General features: G+C 55.1%; 9 protein-coding genes. 6 read left to right on the top strand and 3 right to left on the bottom strand.

All coding sequences use genetic code 11. The annotated features are described in order from the left end of the window. Positions 1–29 precede the first annotated feature (29 nt). Positions 30–2,669 carry a DNA topoisomerase (ATP-hydrolyzing) subunit A gene (gyrA, locus tag FCN45_RS13130; protein ID WP_110866580.1) on the top strand — a complete coding sequence of 880 codons (2,640 nt, stop codon included), beginning with the start codon at positions 30–32 and terminating at the stop codon, positions 2,667–2,669. 164 nt (positions 2,670–2,833) lie between these two features. Then, complete coding sequence (gene rcsC / locus FCN45_RS13125) at positions 2,834–5,689, top strand: two-component system sensor histidine kinase RcsC (RefSeq protein WP_137386187.1); 2,856 nt, start codon at positions 2,834–2,836, stop codon at positions 5,687–5,689. Between the two features lie 48 nt (positions 5,690–5,737). Here rcsC and rcsB read toward each other — a convergent pair whose 3' ends face one another. Genes rcsB through FCN45_RS13110 form a run of 3 tightly spaced genes read right to left on the bottom strand, consistent with a single transcriptional unit; the run spans position 5,738 to position 10,234 of the window. After that, positions 5,738–6,388, bottom strand: a complete 651-nt coding sequence (rcsB, locus tag FCN45_RS13120; protein ID WP_007889370.1) for a response regulator transcription factor RcsB — start codon at positions 6,386–6,388, stop codon at positions 5,738–5,740. 1 nt (position 6,389) lies between these two features. Beyond that, a complete protein-coding gene (rcsD, locus tag FCN45_RS13115) occupies positions 6,390–9,056 on the bottom strand; it encodes a phosphotransferase RcsD (protein ID WP_137386898.1) in 2,667 nt (888 codons plus the stop codon). Between the two features lie 23 nt (positions 9,057–9,079). Next, on the bottom strand, positions 9,080–10,234 hold the full coding sequence (locus FCN45_RS13110) for an MFS transporter (protein ID WP_110866581.1): 1,155 nt from the start codon (positions 10,232–10,234) through the stop codon (positions 9,080–9,082). A 562-nt stretch (positions 10,235–10,796) separates the two neighbouring features. On the opposite strand from FCN45_RS13110, the gene FCN45_RS13105 reads away from it, so the two are divergent. The 4 genes from FCN45_RS13105 to ompC all read left to right on the top strand — a co-directional run bounded on the left by FCN45_RS13105 (position 10,797) and on the right by ompC (position 17,674). After that, a complete protein-coding gene (locus FCN45_RS13105) occupies positions 10,797–12,581 on the top strand; it encodes an Ig-like domain-containing protein (protein WP_137386186.1) in 1,785 nt (594 codons plus the stop codon). 71 nt (positions 12,582–12,652) lie between these two features. Further along, positions 12,653–14,785, top strand: coding sequence for a type I secretion system permease/ATPase (locus FCN45_RS13100; RefSeq protein ID WP_137386185.1), 2,133 nt, complete (start codon positions 12,653–12,655; stop codon positions 14,783–14,785). Further along, on the top strand, positions 14,782–15,951 hold the full coding sequence (locus FCN45_RS13095; protein ID WP_137386184.1) for an HlyD family efflux transporter periplasmic adaptor subunit: 1,170 nt from the start codon (positions 14,782–14,784) through the stop codon (positions 15,949–15,951). The genes FCN45_RS13100 and FCN45_RS13095 overlap by 4 nt, the downstream gene beginning before the upstream one ends. A 598-nt stretch (positions 15,952–16,549) precedes the next feature. Beyond that, positions 16,550–17,674 carry a porin OmpC gene (gene ompC / locus FCN45_RS13090; protein ID WP_101763675.1) on the top strand — a complete coding sequence of 375 codons (1,125 nt, stop codon included), beginning with the start codon at positions 16,550–16,552 and terminating at the stop codon, positions 17,672–17,674. Positions 17,675–17,696: the final 22 nt, after the last annotated feature.

The following is a 17,696-nucleotide window of genomic DNA, read 5'->3' as shown; positions in this document are numbered from 1 at the left end:
CCGGGATTATGTAGAGGGATAGCGGCTCCATGAGCGACCTTGCGAGAGAAATTACACCGGTCAATATCGAAGAAGAGTTGAAAAACTCCTACCTCGATTACGCCATGTCGGTCATTGTTGGCCGAGCCTTACCCGATGTGCGTGATGGTCTGAAGCCGGTACACCGCCGTGTGCTTTTTGCCATGAGCGAACTGGGCAACGACTGGAATAAACCCTATAAAAAATCCGCCCGTGTGGTCGGTGACGTCATCGGTAAATATCACCCGCACGGCGATTCCGCGGTATACGAAAGTATCGTGCGTATGGCCCAGCCATTCTCCCTGCGCTACATGCTGGTTGACGGTCAGGGTAACTTTGGTTCGGTCGACGGCGACTCCGCCGCAGCGATGCGTTATACCGAAGTCCGCATGGCAAAGATCTCTTCGGAGCTGCTGGCTGACCTGGAAAAGGAAACCGTCGATTTCGTGCCGAACTATGACGGCACCGAGCAGATCCCTGAAGTCCTGCCAACTAAAATTCCTAACCTGCTGGTAAACGGTTCTTCCGGTATCGCCGTTGGTATGGCAACCAACATTCCACCGCACAACCTGACGGAAGTGATCAACGGCTGTCTGGCGTTTATTGAAGATGAAGACATCACCGTTGAAGGTCTGATGGAGCACATCACCGGGCCAGACTTCCCGACGGCGGCCTTCATCAATGGTCGTCGTGGTATTGAAGAAGCCTATCGCACCGGGCGCGGTAAGATTTACATTCGCGCACGTGGCGAAGTGGAAACTGATGCCAAGACCGGCCGTGAAACCATCATCGTGCACGAACTGCCGTATCAGGTGAACAAAGCGCGTCTGATCGAGAAGATCGCCGAGCTGGTGAAAGAGAAGCGCGTGGAAGGCATCAGCGCACTACGTGACGAATCTGATAAAGACGGCATGCGTGTTGTCATTGAGATCAAACGCGATGCGGTGGGTGAAGTGGTTCTCAACAACCTCTACTCGCTGACACAGCTGCAGGTCTCTTTCGGCATCAACATGGTGGCGCTGCATCAGGGCCAGCCGAAGATCATGACGCTGAAAGGCATCATCGAAGCCTTCGTGCGTCACCGTCGTGAAGTGGTTACGCGTCGTACCATTTTCGAACTGCGTAAAGCGCGCGATCGTGCCCACATCCTTGAAGGCCTGGCGATTGCGTTGGCCAACATCGATCCAATCATCGAACTGATTCGTCGTGCACCAACGCCAGCCGAAGCGAAACTGGGCCTGCTGGCGCAGTCGTGGGATCTGGGTAACGTTGCCGCGATGCTGGAACGTGCCGGTAATGACGCTGCACGTCCGGAATGGCTGGAAGCCGAGTTCGGTATTCGCGATGGTCAATATTATCTGACTGAACAGCAAGCGCAGGCGATTCTGGATCTGCGTCTGCAGAAACTGACCGGCCTCGAGCATGAAAAACTGCTCGACGAATACAAAGAGCTGCTGGATCAGATCGCTGAACTGCTGCACATCCTGCAAAGCGCTGAGCGCCTGATGGAAGTAATCCGTGAAGAGCTGGAGCTGATGCGCGATCAGTTCGGCGACGCACGCCGTACGGAAATTACCGCAAACAGTGCAGACATCAACATCGAAGACCTGATCAATCAGGAAGACGTTGTGGTGACGCTGTCGCATCAGGGTTATGTCAAATACCAACCGCTGACCGACTATGAAGCCCAGCGCCGCGGTGGTAAAGGCAAATCCGCCGCACGTATTAAAGAAGAAGACTTTATCGATCGTCTGCTGGTGGCCAACACCCACGACACCATTCTGTGCTTCTCAAGCCGTGGCCGTCTCTACTGGATGAAGGTCTATCAGCTGCCGGAAGCCAGCCGTGGTGCGCGCGGTCGTCCCATCGTTAACCTGTTGCCGCTGGAAGCCAACGAACGTATCACCGCCATTCTGCCGGTGCGTGAATACACCGAAGGCTTCAACATCTTCATGGCTACCGCGAGCGGTACCGTGAAGAAAACCGCGCTGCAGGAGTTCAGCCGTCCGCGTAGTGCGGGCATCATCGCCATCAACCTGCGTGAGGATGACGAGCTGATTGGCGTGGCGCTGACCAACGGTAGCGACGAAGCAATGCTGTTCTCTGCCGCCGGTAAAGTGGTGCGCTTCGCTGAAACGGCGGTACGTGCGATGGGCCGTTCGGCTTCGGGCGTTCGCGGTATCAAGCTGGCTGAAAGCGACAAAGTGGTGTCGCTGATTGTGCCACGCGAAGAGGGCGCGATCCTCACCGTGACGCAGAACGGTTACGGTAAACGTACCGCCAACAGCGAGTATCCAACCAAGTCGCGTGCGACCCAGGGCGTGATCTCGATTAAAGTCACCGAACGTAACGGACCGGTTATCGGCGCGGTACAGGTGGTGGATGGCGATCAGATCATGATGATCACCGATGCCGGTACGCTGGTGCGTACTCGCGTATCGGAAGTCAGCGTGGTTGGCCGTAACACTCAGGGCGTGATTCTGATCCGTACAGCGGAAGATGAAAACGTGGTGGGTCTGCAACGCGTCGCGGAGCCGGTGGAAGAGGAAGAACTCGACGCCATCGACGGCAGCGTAGCGGAAGGCGAGGAGGATATCGCGCCGGAAGTGGACAGCGACGACGAAGCACCAGAAGCTGACGACGAAGAGTAATTCGTAACGGCTTTATTAAGCGGCAGGTCAGGAAACTGACCTGCCGTTTTTTTATCTGAGTTTTCCCCTAAAGGCGCGGGCTAGCTGGCTTTTTAGGACCGATAAAGCTAGTGTATGGAAGCTTTTCAACATCCTGATAACCTCTTACCGCCAGTGAGCCTCTTTTGAAATATCTTGTCTCCTTTCGCACTACGCTTCGAATTTCGCGCTATCTGTTTCGTGCGCTGGCGTTGCTGCTCTGGGCGCTGGGTGCGCTGCTGACCACTTTCTACATCATCAACGTGCTGCATGAGAAAGAGAACGCGGTGCGTCAGGAGTTTGCCGCCAATTATGGTCAGGCTGAGTGGTACGTGCGCCATTCGGCGGACGTGATGCGCGAGCTGAAATACATCACCGAAAATCGCCTGAGCAGCAGCGCTAACGGTCTGGATGTGCTTAACGGTTTGCCGCCGGGCAAAGGTGCGCTGCCGCAGTTCACGCCGCTGTTTTCCGATGGCGACTGCACGTCAATGAGCAACACCTGGCGTAACTCGCTGGACTCGCTCAGCTACTACATCAATTACTGGAAAAGCAATTTTGCCTCGGCGTATGAATTGAACCGCGTGTTCTTCATTGGCGGAGAGAATCAGTGTCTGGCTGATTTCACCATCGGCAGCAACAATTCGGTCGATCGTGAACGTAGCCTGAAAGCGCTGCGCGAACACGTGCTGCATTATCGCAACGGCAATGAAGAAGAGCGCCGTCAGCCGATGTATTGGATCACCAGCAGCGCGCAGCCGGGCGTCGGCAACTTCTATATGGTGATGCCGGTATATGTGGCGAACAAGCTGCAGGCGTTGCTGGGCGTGGAGCAGAATATTCGCCTTGATGAGTTCATTCAGCCGGGCGGTTTGCCGCTGGTGGCCACCATCACTGATGAAAACTACCGTCCGCTGATCAGTTCGCGTCGCGGCGGGCCGGGCTACTCGCTCGACGATCTGCCGGATAACAGCACCTGGTTCGGCTATCTCGACAGCTATCGCCAGCTGGTGCTGAAAAAGCCGCTGCCGCCGTCGAATCTCAATGTGGTGTGGTCGCTTTCCACCGACGTGTTAACCGATCAGCTCAAGCTGATGCTGATCAACGCGCTGCTACTCAATATCTTAACCGCGGTGGTTTTGTTCACGCTGGCGTGGATTTTTGAGCGCCGCATGTTCCTGCCGGCCGAGGAGAATGCGCATCGGCTGGAAGAGCACGAGCAGTTCAACCGCAAGATTGTCGCCTCGGCGCCGGTCGGCATCTGTATCCTGCGCACCAGCGACGGCACCAACATTCTGAGTAACGAACTGGCGCATAACTATCTGACGCTGCTGACGCAGGAAGATCGCCAGCGTCTGAATGAAATCATTGGCGGTCAGCAGGTCAACTTTGTCGATGTGCTGACCGGCAGCAACACCAACCTGCAAATCAGCTTTGTGCATTCGCGCTATCGTAATGAAAATGTGGCGATTTGCGTGCTGGTGGATGTTTCGGCGCGCGTGCGTATGGAGCAGTCGCTGCAGGAGATGGCGCACTCGGCCGAGCAAGCCAGCCAGTCGAAATCAATGTTCCTCGCCACCGTCAGCCATGAACTGCGCACGCCGCTGTACGGCATTATCGGTAACCTCGATCTGCTGCAAACCAAAGTGCTGCCGAAAGGCGTCGATTCACTGGTGACGGCGATGAACAACTCGTCGAGCCTGCTGCTGAAGATCATCAGCGACATCCTCGACTTCTCGAAGATTGAATCCGAACAGCTGAAAATTGAACCGCATCCGTTCTCGCCGCGTGAAGTGGTCAACCATATTGCCAGCAACTATCTCTCGCTGGTGGTGCGTAAGCGCCTGGCGCTGTATGTGTTTATTGAAAACGATGTGCCCCTGATTATGGATGGCGACGCCATGCGTCTGCAGCAGGTGATATCCAACCTGCTGAACAACGCCATTAAATTCACGCATACCGGCTGCATCATCCTGCATGCTTACGTCAAAGAGGGTTATCTGGCATTCCGCGTACGCGATACCGGCGTCGGTATTCCGGCCAAAGAGGTAACGCGCCTGTTCGATCCGTTCTTCCAGGTGGGTTCTGGCGTGCAGCGTAACTTCCAGGGCACCGGCTTAGGGCTGGCGATCTGCGAAAAGCTGATCAACATGATGGACGGCGACATCGAAGTCGATTCCGAACCGGGTATGGGCAGCCAGTTTATCGTGCGTATTCCGATCTATTCCGGTCAGCTGGCGGCGCCACCGCTGCTCGACGGCTTGCAGGAAAAAGCCATCTGGCTGGATATGCGTAATGAGTATCTCGCCAGCTTCCTGCTGCGTCTGCTGCAACAGCAGGGCATTCAGGCAGCGTATTACCATGGCCAGGCGGCGGCTGATGATGTGATCATCAGCGATCACGATGAGCCTGCCGCGCAAACTGGACGCGCACATATTCGTATCTGTGGTGAGCACATCGATATGCCGCACGAAACCGCGCCGGGGCAATGGATTCAGAGCAGCGCGATGCTCCACGATCTGCCGCAGCTGCTGGGCCGCATCTACCGCATCAACATTAATAGCCAAACCGCCACGCCGCTGCCGTTAACCGCGCCAAAAGCCGCCGCGACCTTCGAAGATATTATCGTGCTGATTGTTGATGACCATCCGATCAACCGCATGCTGCTATCAGAACAGCTCGGCACCGTCGGCTATCAAACCAAAACCGCGCAGGATGGCGTTGATGCGCTGAACGTGCTGAGTCGCAACCATATCGATATCGTGTTGAGCGACGTGAACATGCCGAACATGGATGGTTATCGCCTGACGCAACGTCTGCGTCAGCTGGGACATACTTTCCCGGTGATTGGCGTCACGGCAAATGCGTTAGCGGAAGAGAAGCAGCGCTGTATGGATGCGGGTATGGATAACTGTTTGTCGAAGCCGGTCACGCTGGATGTGTTGAAAAGCACGCTGGCGGTGTATGCGGAACGCGTCAGAAAGGGCAGGGTAGAGGCGTAAAGCGGATACTAAAAAATGGGCGGTGTCAGAAGACGCCGCCCATTCGTATTACTCTTTGTCGACCTGAGTGGCGCTGACAGAAGAGAGATAGTTCAGCAGCGCGATATCGTTTTCCACACCCAGTTTCATCATGGCTGATTTCTTCTGGCTACTGATGGTTTTGATACTGCGGTTAAGTTTCTTAGCAATCTCAGTCACCAGGAAACCTTCTGCGAACAGACGCAGTACTTCACTCTCTTTCGGCGACAGACGTTTGTCACCGTAACCACCGGCGCTGATGCGCTCCAGCAGTTTTGCCACGCTTTCCGGCGTATATTTTTTGCCTTTCTGCAGAGCCGCGAGTGCTTTTGGCAGATCGGTTGGTGCGCCTTGCTTCAGTACGATCCCTTCGATATCCAGATCCAACACCGCGCTCAGGATCGCTGGGTTATTGTTCATGGTCAGAACGATAATCGAGAGGTCCGGATAGTGACGTTTGATGTATTTAATCAGGGTGATACCGTCACCGTACTTCTCGCCTGGCATGGAGAGGTCGGTAATCAGGACATTAGCGTCCAGTTTGGGCAAGCTGTTTACCAGTGCTGTTGAGTCTTCAAACTCACCTACAACGTTAACCCATTCAATCTGTTCCAGTGACTTACGGATACCGAACAGAACGATCGGATGGTCATCGGCAATAATTACGTTCAAGTTATTCATCTTATTGGTTACCTTGCTGCAGCAGTTGGCTGACGTAAGCGTCAATTTCACTGGTGGTATTTTTAATGGTTAAATCGTCACATACTTTAATGTGTTGTTCTAACGCTTCACAAAGCTGTTTACCTGAACCCAGATTGAGCATGGCAAACACGCCTTTCAGGCGATGTGCTGTCTGAGCAAGCGAGGGATAATCCTTTTCCGCCGCTTCAGTATACAGTCTCTTCACATCTGGCGGTACTGTCTCGGTAAACAGCTGGAAATAGCCTCCGCTCATTAGCGGCGTGGCTTCTTCATCTTCGCGACTCTCATCTAACAAATCATGAGAAAGTTGCTTTTCAATCAGGGCCAGCAGCGCATCAAGCAGTGCATTACTGAGATTGAAGTTGACCCGGAATTGCTGATCGTTCAACGCGTGATGACCCATTTCGTCACCGGCCAGCAGCAGCGCCCAGCCGTTCAGGCGCGCCGGATCGTCGGTCACCAGCACATCATGATCCTGACCAGTTAAACGCTCATCCGAGGTCAGGCATTTCGCTCCCCAGTTTTCGAGGTGGCGACAAACGATCTTGTGTACGTCTTCTACGGCGATATCCACCAACGCGGTCACGCCTTCCAGCAGTTTCTCTTCCTGCTCGCCTTGCTGCTCTAACGCCAGCGGCAGCTGAATATTGTAGCGTGTGCCGATATCGGGTTTAGCGATGATCTCCAGCTGGCCGCCCATCTGTTTGCACAGCTGCTTACAGAGGAAAAATGCCATGCCGGACGCCTGGCCAAAACGATCTTGCGTGGTGTCGCCGAGATAGGGGAAATCGACATTCGCCAGTTCATCGACGCTCAAGCCGGAGCCAGTATCCACCAGCTGCAGCAAGACCTGATTGGGCTTGTCTTCACTGGTTTTGATCTCCAGCGAAATCTTGCCCCAGCGCGTGGTGGTCAGCGAATAGTGCATCAGCGTGGTCAGCACTTTACGCAGCGCACGACGATCGCCAAAACGCATCTCGTCATTGGCTAAATGGTTATTCACCACCAGCGCTAAACCTTTACGACGCAGCAGCGGCAGGCTTTCCAGCGCGATTTCGTCCAGCATATCCTGCAGGTTGAACACGCTGGCATCAGGCGACCAGTCATGCGCTTCCAGGCGATTAAGCAGCACGATGTCATCCACCAGGCGCGCCAAACCCTGGCTCTCGTCGAGCAGATCGAGCACGCTTTCGTCATCGTCACGCTGGCTAAGTTGTACTAGTTGCTTAACCATGCTTTGCAGTGGACCATTGAGGGCGTGACCGAGGTTATGCATTAACTGCTGACGCATCTGGTGATTACGATCCAGCACCTGTTGCGCCTTCTGCAACTTCTTATTCACCAGTAATTCGCGGTCCTGATCGCGCATCATAAATAGCTGAGTATGCGGCGACAGCACGCTGCGCGCGTGGCGAATTTCATACACTTCGTTATTGATGGTCGCCTGCAATACGCCCTGATGTTGATCGGACATATTGATGATTTTCTGCAGATTCAGGTGCGGCAACAGATGTTCAGCGATTTTATTGCTGAGCAGCGTGCGGTTAGTGGCGAAGTCGTACACCAGCAAGCCGACCGGCAAACTGGCGACGATCTCTTCGTTAAGCATGCGCAGCGAATCCAGCTCGGCGCTCTGATTCTCGTTCGGGCGCAGCGATTGCTGACGCAGCAGCGTAATGCCCGCAATCGACAGTAAAAACAGCACAAGGTTGATCAGCAGCGGCCACATCAGATTATGCAGCGTATCCAGCGCCAGGTTGGTGAGCGGCACGCGATATACCAGCTGCAGCGAAGTGCTAGGCAGCGAGGAGGCGATCTCCAGATTCGGGTTTACCAGCGCCACGTGCGTGCTTTCGCTGCTGGTGTCGTCGCTGGTGGTGGTGTTGGTGGTCGACGTTTGCGTCGCGTCCTGACGCAGTTGGAAGTTCTCCAGCGGCATATTACGCGGAATCAGATCGTTAACCGGCAAATCAAATGCCACCACGGTGGCTAAATGGCCCGGCTGATTGAAAGTGGTGCGCAGGGTAAAGTAGTGATCGTTCTGCCAGGCGAAGTGACGCAGCGGCGAGAAGCTTTCGCGCTCATCCAGCGCATTGGCCTGCTGCAGCATCTCGGCGCGGCGGCTATCAACCAGCGAATTGATCGCACTCTCTTTATAACGTGTCGCCATGTCTTTCAGCGGCAGCGTGGAGATCATAATCAGGCTGTTATCCTGACCATTGAGGAAGTACATCGACCAGGTCGGATTTTCCGCGCCCCACAGCGTATCGAGATAGTTGGACATGCGCATGGTCATATCCAGCGTGCTGCTATCGTGCGAACCGAAAATCAGTGCTTCGGTTTTGCGGCGGGTTTTTTCCAGATAATAGACATCCGGGCGCAGGCGGGTTTCCTGAAGATTACTGTTCGGCGACGAACCGGCGGCGCTGGTGGCCAGGTTCTCATAAATCTGCCACGTAGCGAAGCGCGACGCATCGATGCGTTTCTGCATCGCACGCGCCAAATCGGTCATCGCATAGCGCTTCTCTGTCATCCAGGCATTCACGCTGTTGTGCACCATCGCGCCCAGCGCCAGAAAAAGCACCAGGTTAAACACCACGAAAAAGCGCGTTACATTGCCGGATGTCAGAGGAAATTTATAAGGCAGCATAGTGTCTCAGGATCATGGAATTAGCGCGCAACCCGTCGGGCACTGGCAGCGACGGCCAGCAGCAGCAGAGCGATAAGCAAAAATGCACCACTCAGGCTGATCCACTGGGAAATTAATCCGATTAAAGCCGGACCTGAAAGAATACCTGCATAGCCTAACGTTGTCATGGCCGAAATCGCCAGATTCGACGGCATATCGTGTTGATTCCCGGCAGCATTGAACAACATCGGCACCGTATTGGCGAGGCCAAAACCTACCAGCAGGAAAGCCAGCAGCGCAATTTGCGGCCACGGCAGCAACACCGCCAACGTCATGCCTGCGGCAGCGGCTAACGCACCGGTCAACATCACCGGATAACGGCCGAAGCGCTGAATCACTTTATCGCCGGTCAGACGACCAATGGTCATTGCCACCGAGAACACCGCATAACCTAAACCAGCGTGCGCCGGGCTCATCTCCGGGCTTTGCAGCAGCAACAGCGCGCCCCAATCCAGCACCGCACCTTCGGCAAGAAACAGAATAAAGCAGAGTAAACCGAGGAATGCCACCCAACCGCGCGGAATAACCAGCCACGGCTGATCGGGCTGATGCAGGCGTTCGGTCATCAGCGTCGGCAGGCTCCACACCAGCAGCAGCACAATCAGCACCATCACCGCGCCAACCGCTTGCAACGGCGTCAGGCCGCTGCCGAGTAACAGGCTGACGGAGCCAGCGCCAATAATCCCGCCGAGGCTAAAGAAACCGTGGAAACCGGACATCATCGGCTTGCGTGCGGCTTTTTCCACTTCGACCGCCTGCACGTTCATCGCGACATCCAGCATGCCGAGTCCGGCACCAAATACCATTAAAGTGGCGGCCATCAGCCACATCACATCAAGCGTCGCCAGCAGCGGTAACATCGCCAGCACCACCAGCGTGGAGCACAACATCACCCGACGACCACCGAAGCGCGCAATCAAACCCCCGGTAATCGGCATCGCCGCCAGCGAGCCAATTCCCAGACACAGCAGCAAACCACCCAATGATGCGCCGCTCAATGCCAGACGCTGGCTGGCGAACGGCACCAGCGGTGCCCATGCGGACATGCCCAATCCAGCGATGAGGAAAACGATACGTGTCCCGAGGTTGACACGGTGATGCAATTTATTTTGCGGCGCGGCGTCCAGTGCTGTCATAAAGAGTAGTTTTCATTAGCGGGTGAAGCGACGAAGTTTAGCATCAAAGCGCATGTCACACCGCGCATCAGACCCTATCAGATGGCAGCGATTAAACGCCAGAAACAGGCATATTACCGATTTTTTACGCATCGCTGCGCTTTTCCAGAACTTTCCTGGCATGTGCCAATCATTACTGGAGTGACTTAAGTAAAATTTTTTCTGCCGAATGATGCAGTATACTGATGAAAGATTCCGCGCCACATGCGGCCTGGACGTCAATTTTTTGGCGCTGTCGCAAAGCATGCATTTCCGGATTTTCGCCAATAGGCAGCGACCACGTAAAACCGATATGTTAGTCATCCCATCATCTCCCGATGCGGAATATAGCGAGATCGAGATTATTTCTCCCCCTTTGGGAGAATTTTGCTGTGCCTTATTTTACTCCTTGTTACCTGCGGGTAACCCGTTTTCATCAGGCGAAGCGGGCCATTGATTAATGGCCTGTATGGCGCACCGGTACGCTTAAAACATTAATAAGCTTAATGACCGTTGCAATACCTTCCCTGTAACGAGGTTACCTATGTCTTCACGTCAATCCGAACAACAATTAGCGGCGATTCTGCACTCTGCGGTCACTCTTTATCCGCTGGCAGACGACACATCATCTTTGCAAACGCGCAGCGTGGATACTACGCCGCCCGCGCCGTTACGTCCTTATGAACCTATTGCACAAGATGGCGTGATTGCCGCATGGGAATCCCGCAGGAATATTCACCTGCGCGGTCGCGCCGAATCTGAGCCAGGCGCCACCGTAACGCTGACCTTTAACGGCGAAGTCTGGCACAGCACGGTAAATAAATGGGGTTACTGGAATGCTTCGATGCCGCCGTCGGTGCTCAACGGATTGTCCGACGGTGCTTATTCGCTGACGCTGACCATCACCGACAAAGCCGGTAACAGCACCGATACGCAGGTGGGCTTTGGGGTTTACGTGGATAAAACCATCAAGCCTACGCTGACGGTGGATCCGATCAGCGGTGATAACGCGGTCAGCGTGGCAGAAGGCATTTACGGCGTGGAGGTGCACGGCAGTGTTACGCACATGCCGGCGAACAGCCATATCACGGTGATCTTAGCCGGGAAAAAATACTCTGGCGGCGTTAACGATAAAGGCGAATGGACCGCCGCTATTCCTTCACAGGATCTTCAGGCGTTACAGGATGGCGTCTACAGCCTAAAAGTCAGCGCTACCGATCCCAACGGCAAAACCACCGCTTATCTGCAGGATGTCACCTTAATTACCCACGTTAGCAGCCTGCCGCACATCAGTTTCGATAAGGTCACGGCAGACAACGTGATCAATAAAGAAGAGAGCCAAAACGATCTCACCTTCAGCGGCGATCTCTCGGTGGTGGTACCGGGCCAGCAGCTGTTGCTGTGCAGTGGAGATGCGGTATATCACGCGCAGATTGGCAGCGACGGTCACTGGCAGGTGACGATTCCGGCCAGTGAAGTGGCGAGCTTTATTGCACTGGGCGAAATCCGGGTTTATGCGCAGGATGGCGCTGGCAACACCACTGACGCAATGCTGGAACTGAACGTGGTCACCCAACTGCCAGACATCTATTACGAAATCAATATTGGCGGCGATACCACGCTGAATCAGCAGGAAGCGCAGCACGATCTCAGTTTCTATCTCGAAGGCGTGAAGGAGCTGACGCTCAACGGCAAAAACTACACGCCGGATAACGGCATGGTCACCATCAGCGCCGAAGATCTGCAGGCGCTGCCGGATGGCGAAGTGTCGGCGCTGGCCACGCGCTGGGATGAGTACGGCAACCACGATACGCAGATTATTGAGAACCTGTTCAACGTTGCCACGCATCAGGTGCCGACCATTACGCTGAATCAACCGTTTGGCGACTGGGTGCTGGATGCGGCGGAGCTCAATAGCTGGCATCTGATTCAGGGCAGCAGTAGCCATCTCGATCAGGGCAGCCTTGTGACGTTGACGCTGGGCGATCAGAGTTACACCGCCACGGTTAAAGCCGACGGCAACTGGGCGCTGACCATTTTGGCGGGTCAGTTGGCACCGCTGGATGATGGCAGCTACCAAATGAAGGTCAGCGCGCAGGACAAAGCAGGCAATGTGGCGACGGCGACGCAGCCGGTGACCATCGATAGCCATGAGGTGGCCGCCAGCGTCAGCAGCGAGCCGCTGAATACGCTGCTGGTCGACGCAGGCGACAGCGCCGCCGCTCAACCCAGCGATGCGCGCGCCACGGAAAGCCACTACAACGGCAGCGATAGCAGTTACACCCTCGGCGACCATCTGCAGCAACATCAGGTTCAGAACCTGGCGTAATCCGCCATCAACCGCTAGCAACATCGGCTAGCGGTTGCCAGCCCACTCTCATTGCTCACGGGACAACAGGGATGACAGCACAACCCTTCAACAGCGACAACGGCATCGCGGCGATGCTGCGCGTGGCGGCACGCTTCGGTAAACCGGCGGACGGCAGCACGCTGCGCCAGCAGATGCGCTGGTTTCAACATCTGGCCCCGACGCAACAGTTAGAACGTTTAGCCCGGCTGTTAGGCCTGCATTTGATGTTGGTGCCGCACAGCAAACTGCGCTGGCGGCAGGAAATTGTGCCGGTATTGCTGCTGCTGGAAAACGGCAGCGTGGCGTTGATAGAAGAGGTGGATAGTAACGGTGGCGTACGTTACTGGCTGAGTGAAAGTGGCGATGTGGTGCGCGCAGGTCAGCTGCAGGATTTGCTCATGCAGGCGGACATACAGGTTGGCGTCGTTGGTGTGGCGGCGCGGGCGCGTGATGCGCGCATCGATGAGTTTGTGCAGCCGTATCAGCCGCACTGGTTCTGGCATCACTTTCGTGGCATGAAGCGGCGCATTGCGGAGATCAGCCTGGCCTCGCTGGTCGGCAACGTGCTGGCGCTGGCGGGCATTCTGTTTTCCATGCAGGTGTACGATCGGGTGATTCCGGCGCAGTCGCAGCCAACGTTGTGGGTGCTGTTCGCCGGCGTGGTGCTGGCGGCCGCCATTGAGTATCTGATTCGTCTGATGCGCACCCAGGTTTCTGACCTGATGGGCAAACGCATCGACCTGAAAATATCCGCCATGCTGTTTGCGCGGGCGATGAACATCCGCAACGAAGCGCGCCCACGTTCCACCGGCTCCTTTATTGCCCAACTGCGTGAAATTGATCAGGTCCGCGAGCTGCTGACGTCCACCACGGTGAATGCCGCCGCCGACTTGCCGTTTGTGCTGCTGTTTCTGCTGATTATGGCGTCAATTGGCGGCTGGCTGGTGCTGATTCCGTTACTGGCAATCCCGCTGATCGTCATTCCTGGCTTACTGGTGCAAATCCCGATGGCGCGTCTGGCGCAGGAAGGGTTGCGGGAAAGCGCGCTGCGTCAGGCGGTGCTGGTGGAAACCTTAGAAGGTGTAGAGGATATTAAAGCGCTGCAAGCGGAACCCTATTTTCAGCGCCAGTGGGAGCAAACGCACGAAGTTAGCGCGGCCATCAGTAATCAGCAACGTTTATGGGGCGCGCGCCTCACCGGTTGGTCGGCCAGCGTGCAGCAGCTCACCTATGCCGGCATGTTGGTGTTCGGCGTCTATCTGGTGCTCGACAATCAGATCACCACCGGCACGCTGGTGGCGTGCAGCTTGCTCTCATCACGCACCATCGCGCCGCTGATGCAGCTCACCATGGTGTTTTCGCGCTGGCAGCATGCGAAATCGGCGATGAAAGGGCTGGATGAACTGTTAAAGAAGCCGCTCGACCAACCCGATCACGCCACGCTGGCGCACTGTCCGGTGCTCAGCGGCCACTATCTGCTGCAAAACGTGCATTACCGCTACGAAGAGGAGAGCGGTAATAGCGTGCTCAACATTCCGCAATTGCAGATCACGCCCGGCGAACGCGTGGCGATTCTCGGTAAAGTCGGCGCGGGCAAATCGACGCTGCTGAAGATGCTGGCCGGTCAGGCGCGCGCCAGCCAGGGCAAAGTGCTGGTGGACGGCGTCGATCTCACCTGCATCGATCCGGTCGATCTGCGGCGTCAGCTTGGCTGGCTGTCGCAGGATGCGCGGCTGTTTTTCGGCACGCTGCGCCAGAACCTGCTGCTCGGGAATCCGCACGCCAGCGAGCAGGAGATGCTGCAGGCGCTGCGCATTAGCGGCGCGTTAGCTTTGGTGCAGCAGGACGCCGCCAGCCTTGATCGCATTATTCATGAAGGCGGACGCGGCTTGTCCGGCGGCCAGCGGCAAATGGTGCTGCTCAGCCGGTTGATTCTGCGCCAGCCGCAGGTGGTTTTGCTGGATGAACCGACCGCGGCGATGGATGAGCAACTGGAGGCGCAGGTGATTCGTCAGCTGGCGCAATGGGTCACCGGGCGCACGCTGGTACTGGTCACGCATCGTCCCGCGCTGCTGCGCATGGTTGATCGCATCATTGTGATGGATAACGGCCGCATCGTGGCCGATGGCGCGCGCGACGAGATTCTGCGCCACGCCGCCAATAAAAAAGGAGATGCGGCATGAGCGTGGTGCTGTTGGATAAAGATCTGACGCGGCGTGAGCGTCGCACCTCGGCGATCATCTGGCTGTGCGTGGTGGCGCTGCTGCTGTTTCTGCTGTGGGCGTACTTTGCGGTGCTGGACGAAGTCACGGTCGGCATCGGCAAAGTCACGCCTTCCAGCCGCGCGCAGATCATTGATAGCCTTGATGGCGGCATCGTCAAACAGCTCAATGTGCACGAGGGCAATATCGTGCAGCGCGGCGAGGTGCTGGCAACACTCGATCCTACGCGCTTTCAAACCAACTTTGGTGAGGCGATTGCGCGGGTGCGCACGCTGCGTGCCTCCTCTGAACGTTTACAGGCCGAGCTCAGCGACACGCCGCTGAGGTTCAGCGCCGATATCCTGCAACATCCCGAACTGGTGGCGCGCGAAACGCAGCTCTATCAGGCGCGGCGGCAGAATTTTGTCGAGACCATCGGCAATTTGCAGCAATCCCTTGCGCTGGTGCAGGCAGAACTCAACGTGACGGAGCCGCTGATGCTGCGCGGCGCGGCGGGTAAGGTGGATGTGATTCGCCTGCGTCGCCAGGTTAGCGATCTGCGCGGCAAAATCGACGAAGCGCGCAACGATTATTACGTGCGTGCCCATGAAGAGCAGGTGAAAAACAACGGTGAACTGGATGCGCAGCTGCAGGTGGCGGCAGGCAAGCAGGATCTGCTGACGCGTACCACGCTGATTTCGCCGGTGCGCGGCATTGTGAAGGATGTGCGCGTCACCACGGTGGGCGGCGTGCTGGAGCCGGGTGGCAAGCTGATGGAGATTGTACCGCTGGAGGATCAATTGCTGATTGAGACGCGCATCAATCCCCGCGATATCGGCTATATCCGGCCGGGTTTACCCGCGGTGGTGAAGATCACCGCCTACGACGCGTCGATTTATGGCGATCTGCACGGGGAAGTCGAAACCGTCTCGCCTGATACGCTGCAGGACGAAGTGCGGCACGACGAGTTTTACTATCGCGTCTATGTACGCACGCAAAAAGCCGAGCTGACCAATAAAAGCGGCCGCAGGTTCGCCATCATGCCCGGCATGGTGGCGAATGTTGAGATTAAAACCGGTCAGAAAACCGTGATGGATTATTTGCTTAAGCCGCTGAATAAAACCAGGGAATCACTGCGTGAGCGTTAACAATATGCACCGGCTATTATTGCAGCGATCTTTGTTAAGTGCCGAAATTAACATTGCCGATTTAAGGCTATGAATTGAACAAAATGTGCGAAAAGAGACAAATAATGCGCGGCAGTTATTGTGGTTAATTTAACCCGCGTAATTAACTTTACGCAATATAAGGCGATGTCTGAATTGCGGGCAAAAAAATGCCGGACCATCTGGTCCGGCGGGAAATTAGGGTAAATCAAAACATTCGGGGTGAATGAGGGTAATAATGAAATAAATGATGATAGCGGGGATAATTGTATGCTCTGGATGGGTTTGAGTTTTGTCATTCAGTGCGGAAATGTAACTCATGTAATTTGATGTTTTTAAACAATTAAAATATATGTTGTCAAAAAGTGCTATATTTTTTACCTATCTGTGCTGGTTATTAGTTCCCCTGAATTTACATCCTGAAATAACTATTTAATACACTGAAACAGTTTTGGAAATTTAGTAGCATTTTCGTGATAGATTATTGCCCAACATAAAATAACAATGGCTTGCCGGCTGAATTTTTAATCATTCAGTTCGCAGTGGCAAAAATAAAGGCACATTAAAGAGGGTAATTAAAATGAAACGTCGCGTTCTCTCCCTGATGATTCCTGCATTGCTGGTGGCAGGATCAGCAAGCGCAGCTGAAATTTACAATAAAGATGGCAACAAATTAGACCTCTACGGAAAAGTGGACGGTCTGCATTATTTCTCTGACAACTCTGGCTCAGACGGTGACCAGTCTTACCTGCGTTTTGGCTTCAAAGGTGAAACTCAGGTGACCGATCAGCTGACCGGTTACGGCCAGTGGGAATACCAGGCTGCACTGAACACCGCAGAAAGCGAAGGCACCGCGAACAGCTATACGCGTGTTGGTTTTGCCGGTCTGAAATTTGGTGATGCAGGTTCATTCGACTACGGCCGTAACTACGGCGTGATGTACGATCTCGGCGCATGGACTGACGTTCTGCCAGAGTTCGGTGGCGATACCTACGGCGCGGACAACTTCCTGTTCCAGCGCAGCAACGGCCTCGCTACCTATCGTAATACCAACTTCTTCGGTTTAGTCGATGGCTGGAACTTCGCGGTTCAGTATCAAGGCAAAAACGATAACCCAACCGAATCTACTGGCTCTGGTCGTGATGTGTTGGGCGAGAACGGTGACGGCTACGGCCTGAGCACCACTTACGATCTGGGTTCAGGTTTCGGTATTGGTGCAGCGATGTTCCAGTCTGACCGTACCAATAACCAGAACGGTAACAATCCACGTACCGCCAACATCCTGGGTCGCGGTGATAAAGCCGAAGCTTACAGCGGTGCGCTGAAGTATGACGCTAACAACGTTTACCTGGCCGCAATGTACAGCCGTTCATACAACGCGACGCGTTTCGGCGCCAGCGATAGCGGCACCGTTTACGGTTACGCCAACAAAGCGGATAACTGGGAATTGGTGGCACAGTACCAGTTCGACTTCGGCCTGCGTCCATCTCTGGCGTTTGTCTCTTCTCGCGGCTCTGACATCGAAGGTTACGGCAGCCAGAATCTGAAGAAATACATTGATGTAGGCGCAACTTACTATTTCAACAAAAACATGTCGACCTACGTTGATTACCAGATTAACCTGCTGGACGACAACAACTTCACCGACGCAGCCGGTATCAATACCGATGACGTCGTAGCACTGGGCTTGGTTTACCAGTTCTAAGGGTGATGGAGCGTGACTTGCC

The organism is Pantoea sp. SO10, assembly GCF_005281435.1.
Taxonomy (GTDB): Bacteria; Pseudomonadota; Gammaproteobacteria; order Enterobacterales; family Enterobacteriaceae; genus Pantoea; species Pantoea leporis.
The sequence above is the reverse complement of the archived record's forward strand: the minus strand, read 5'-3'. Positions and strand labels throughout refer to the sequence as shown.

What these genes read in the sequence shown, in the direction of transcription:
- FCN45_RS13095 (WP_137386184.1), top strand. Translation starts at nt 14,782, where the DNA reads ATGAGCGTGGTGCTGTTGGATAAAGATCTGACGCGGCGTGAGCGTCGC.
- ompC (WP_101763675.1), top strand. Translation starts at nt 16,550, where the DNA reads ATGAAACGTCGCGTTCTCTCCCTGATGATTCCTGCATTGCTGGTGGCA.
- FCN45_RS13105 (WP_137386186.1), top strand. Translation starts at nt 10,797, where the DNA reads ATGTCTTCACGTCAATCCGAACAACAATTAGCGGCGATTCTGCACTCT.
- gyrA (WP_110866580.1), top strand. Translation starts at nt 30, where the DNA reads ATGAGCGACCTTGCGAGAGAAATTACACCGGTCAATATCGAAGAAGAG.
- rcsB (WP_007889370.1), bottom strand. Translation starts at nt 6,388, where the DNA reads ATGAATAACTTGAACGTAATTATTGCCGATGACCATCCGATCGTTCTG.
- FCN45_RS13110 (WP_110866581.1), bottom strand. Translation starts at nt 10,234, where the DNA reads ATGACAGCACTGGACGCCGCGCCGCAAAATAAATTGCATCACCGTGTC.
- FCN45_RS13100 (WP_137386185.1), top strand. Translation starts at nt 12,653, where the DNA reads ATGACAGCACAACCCTTCAACAGCGACAACGGCATCGCGGCGATGCTG.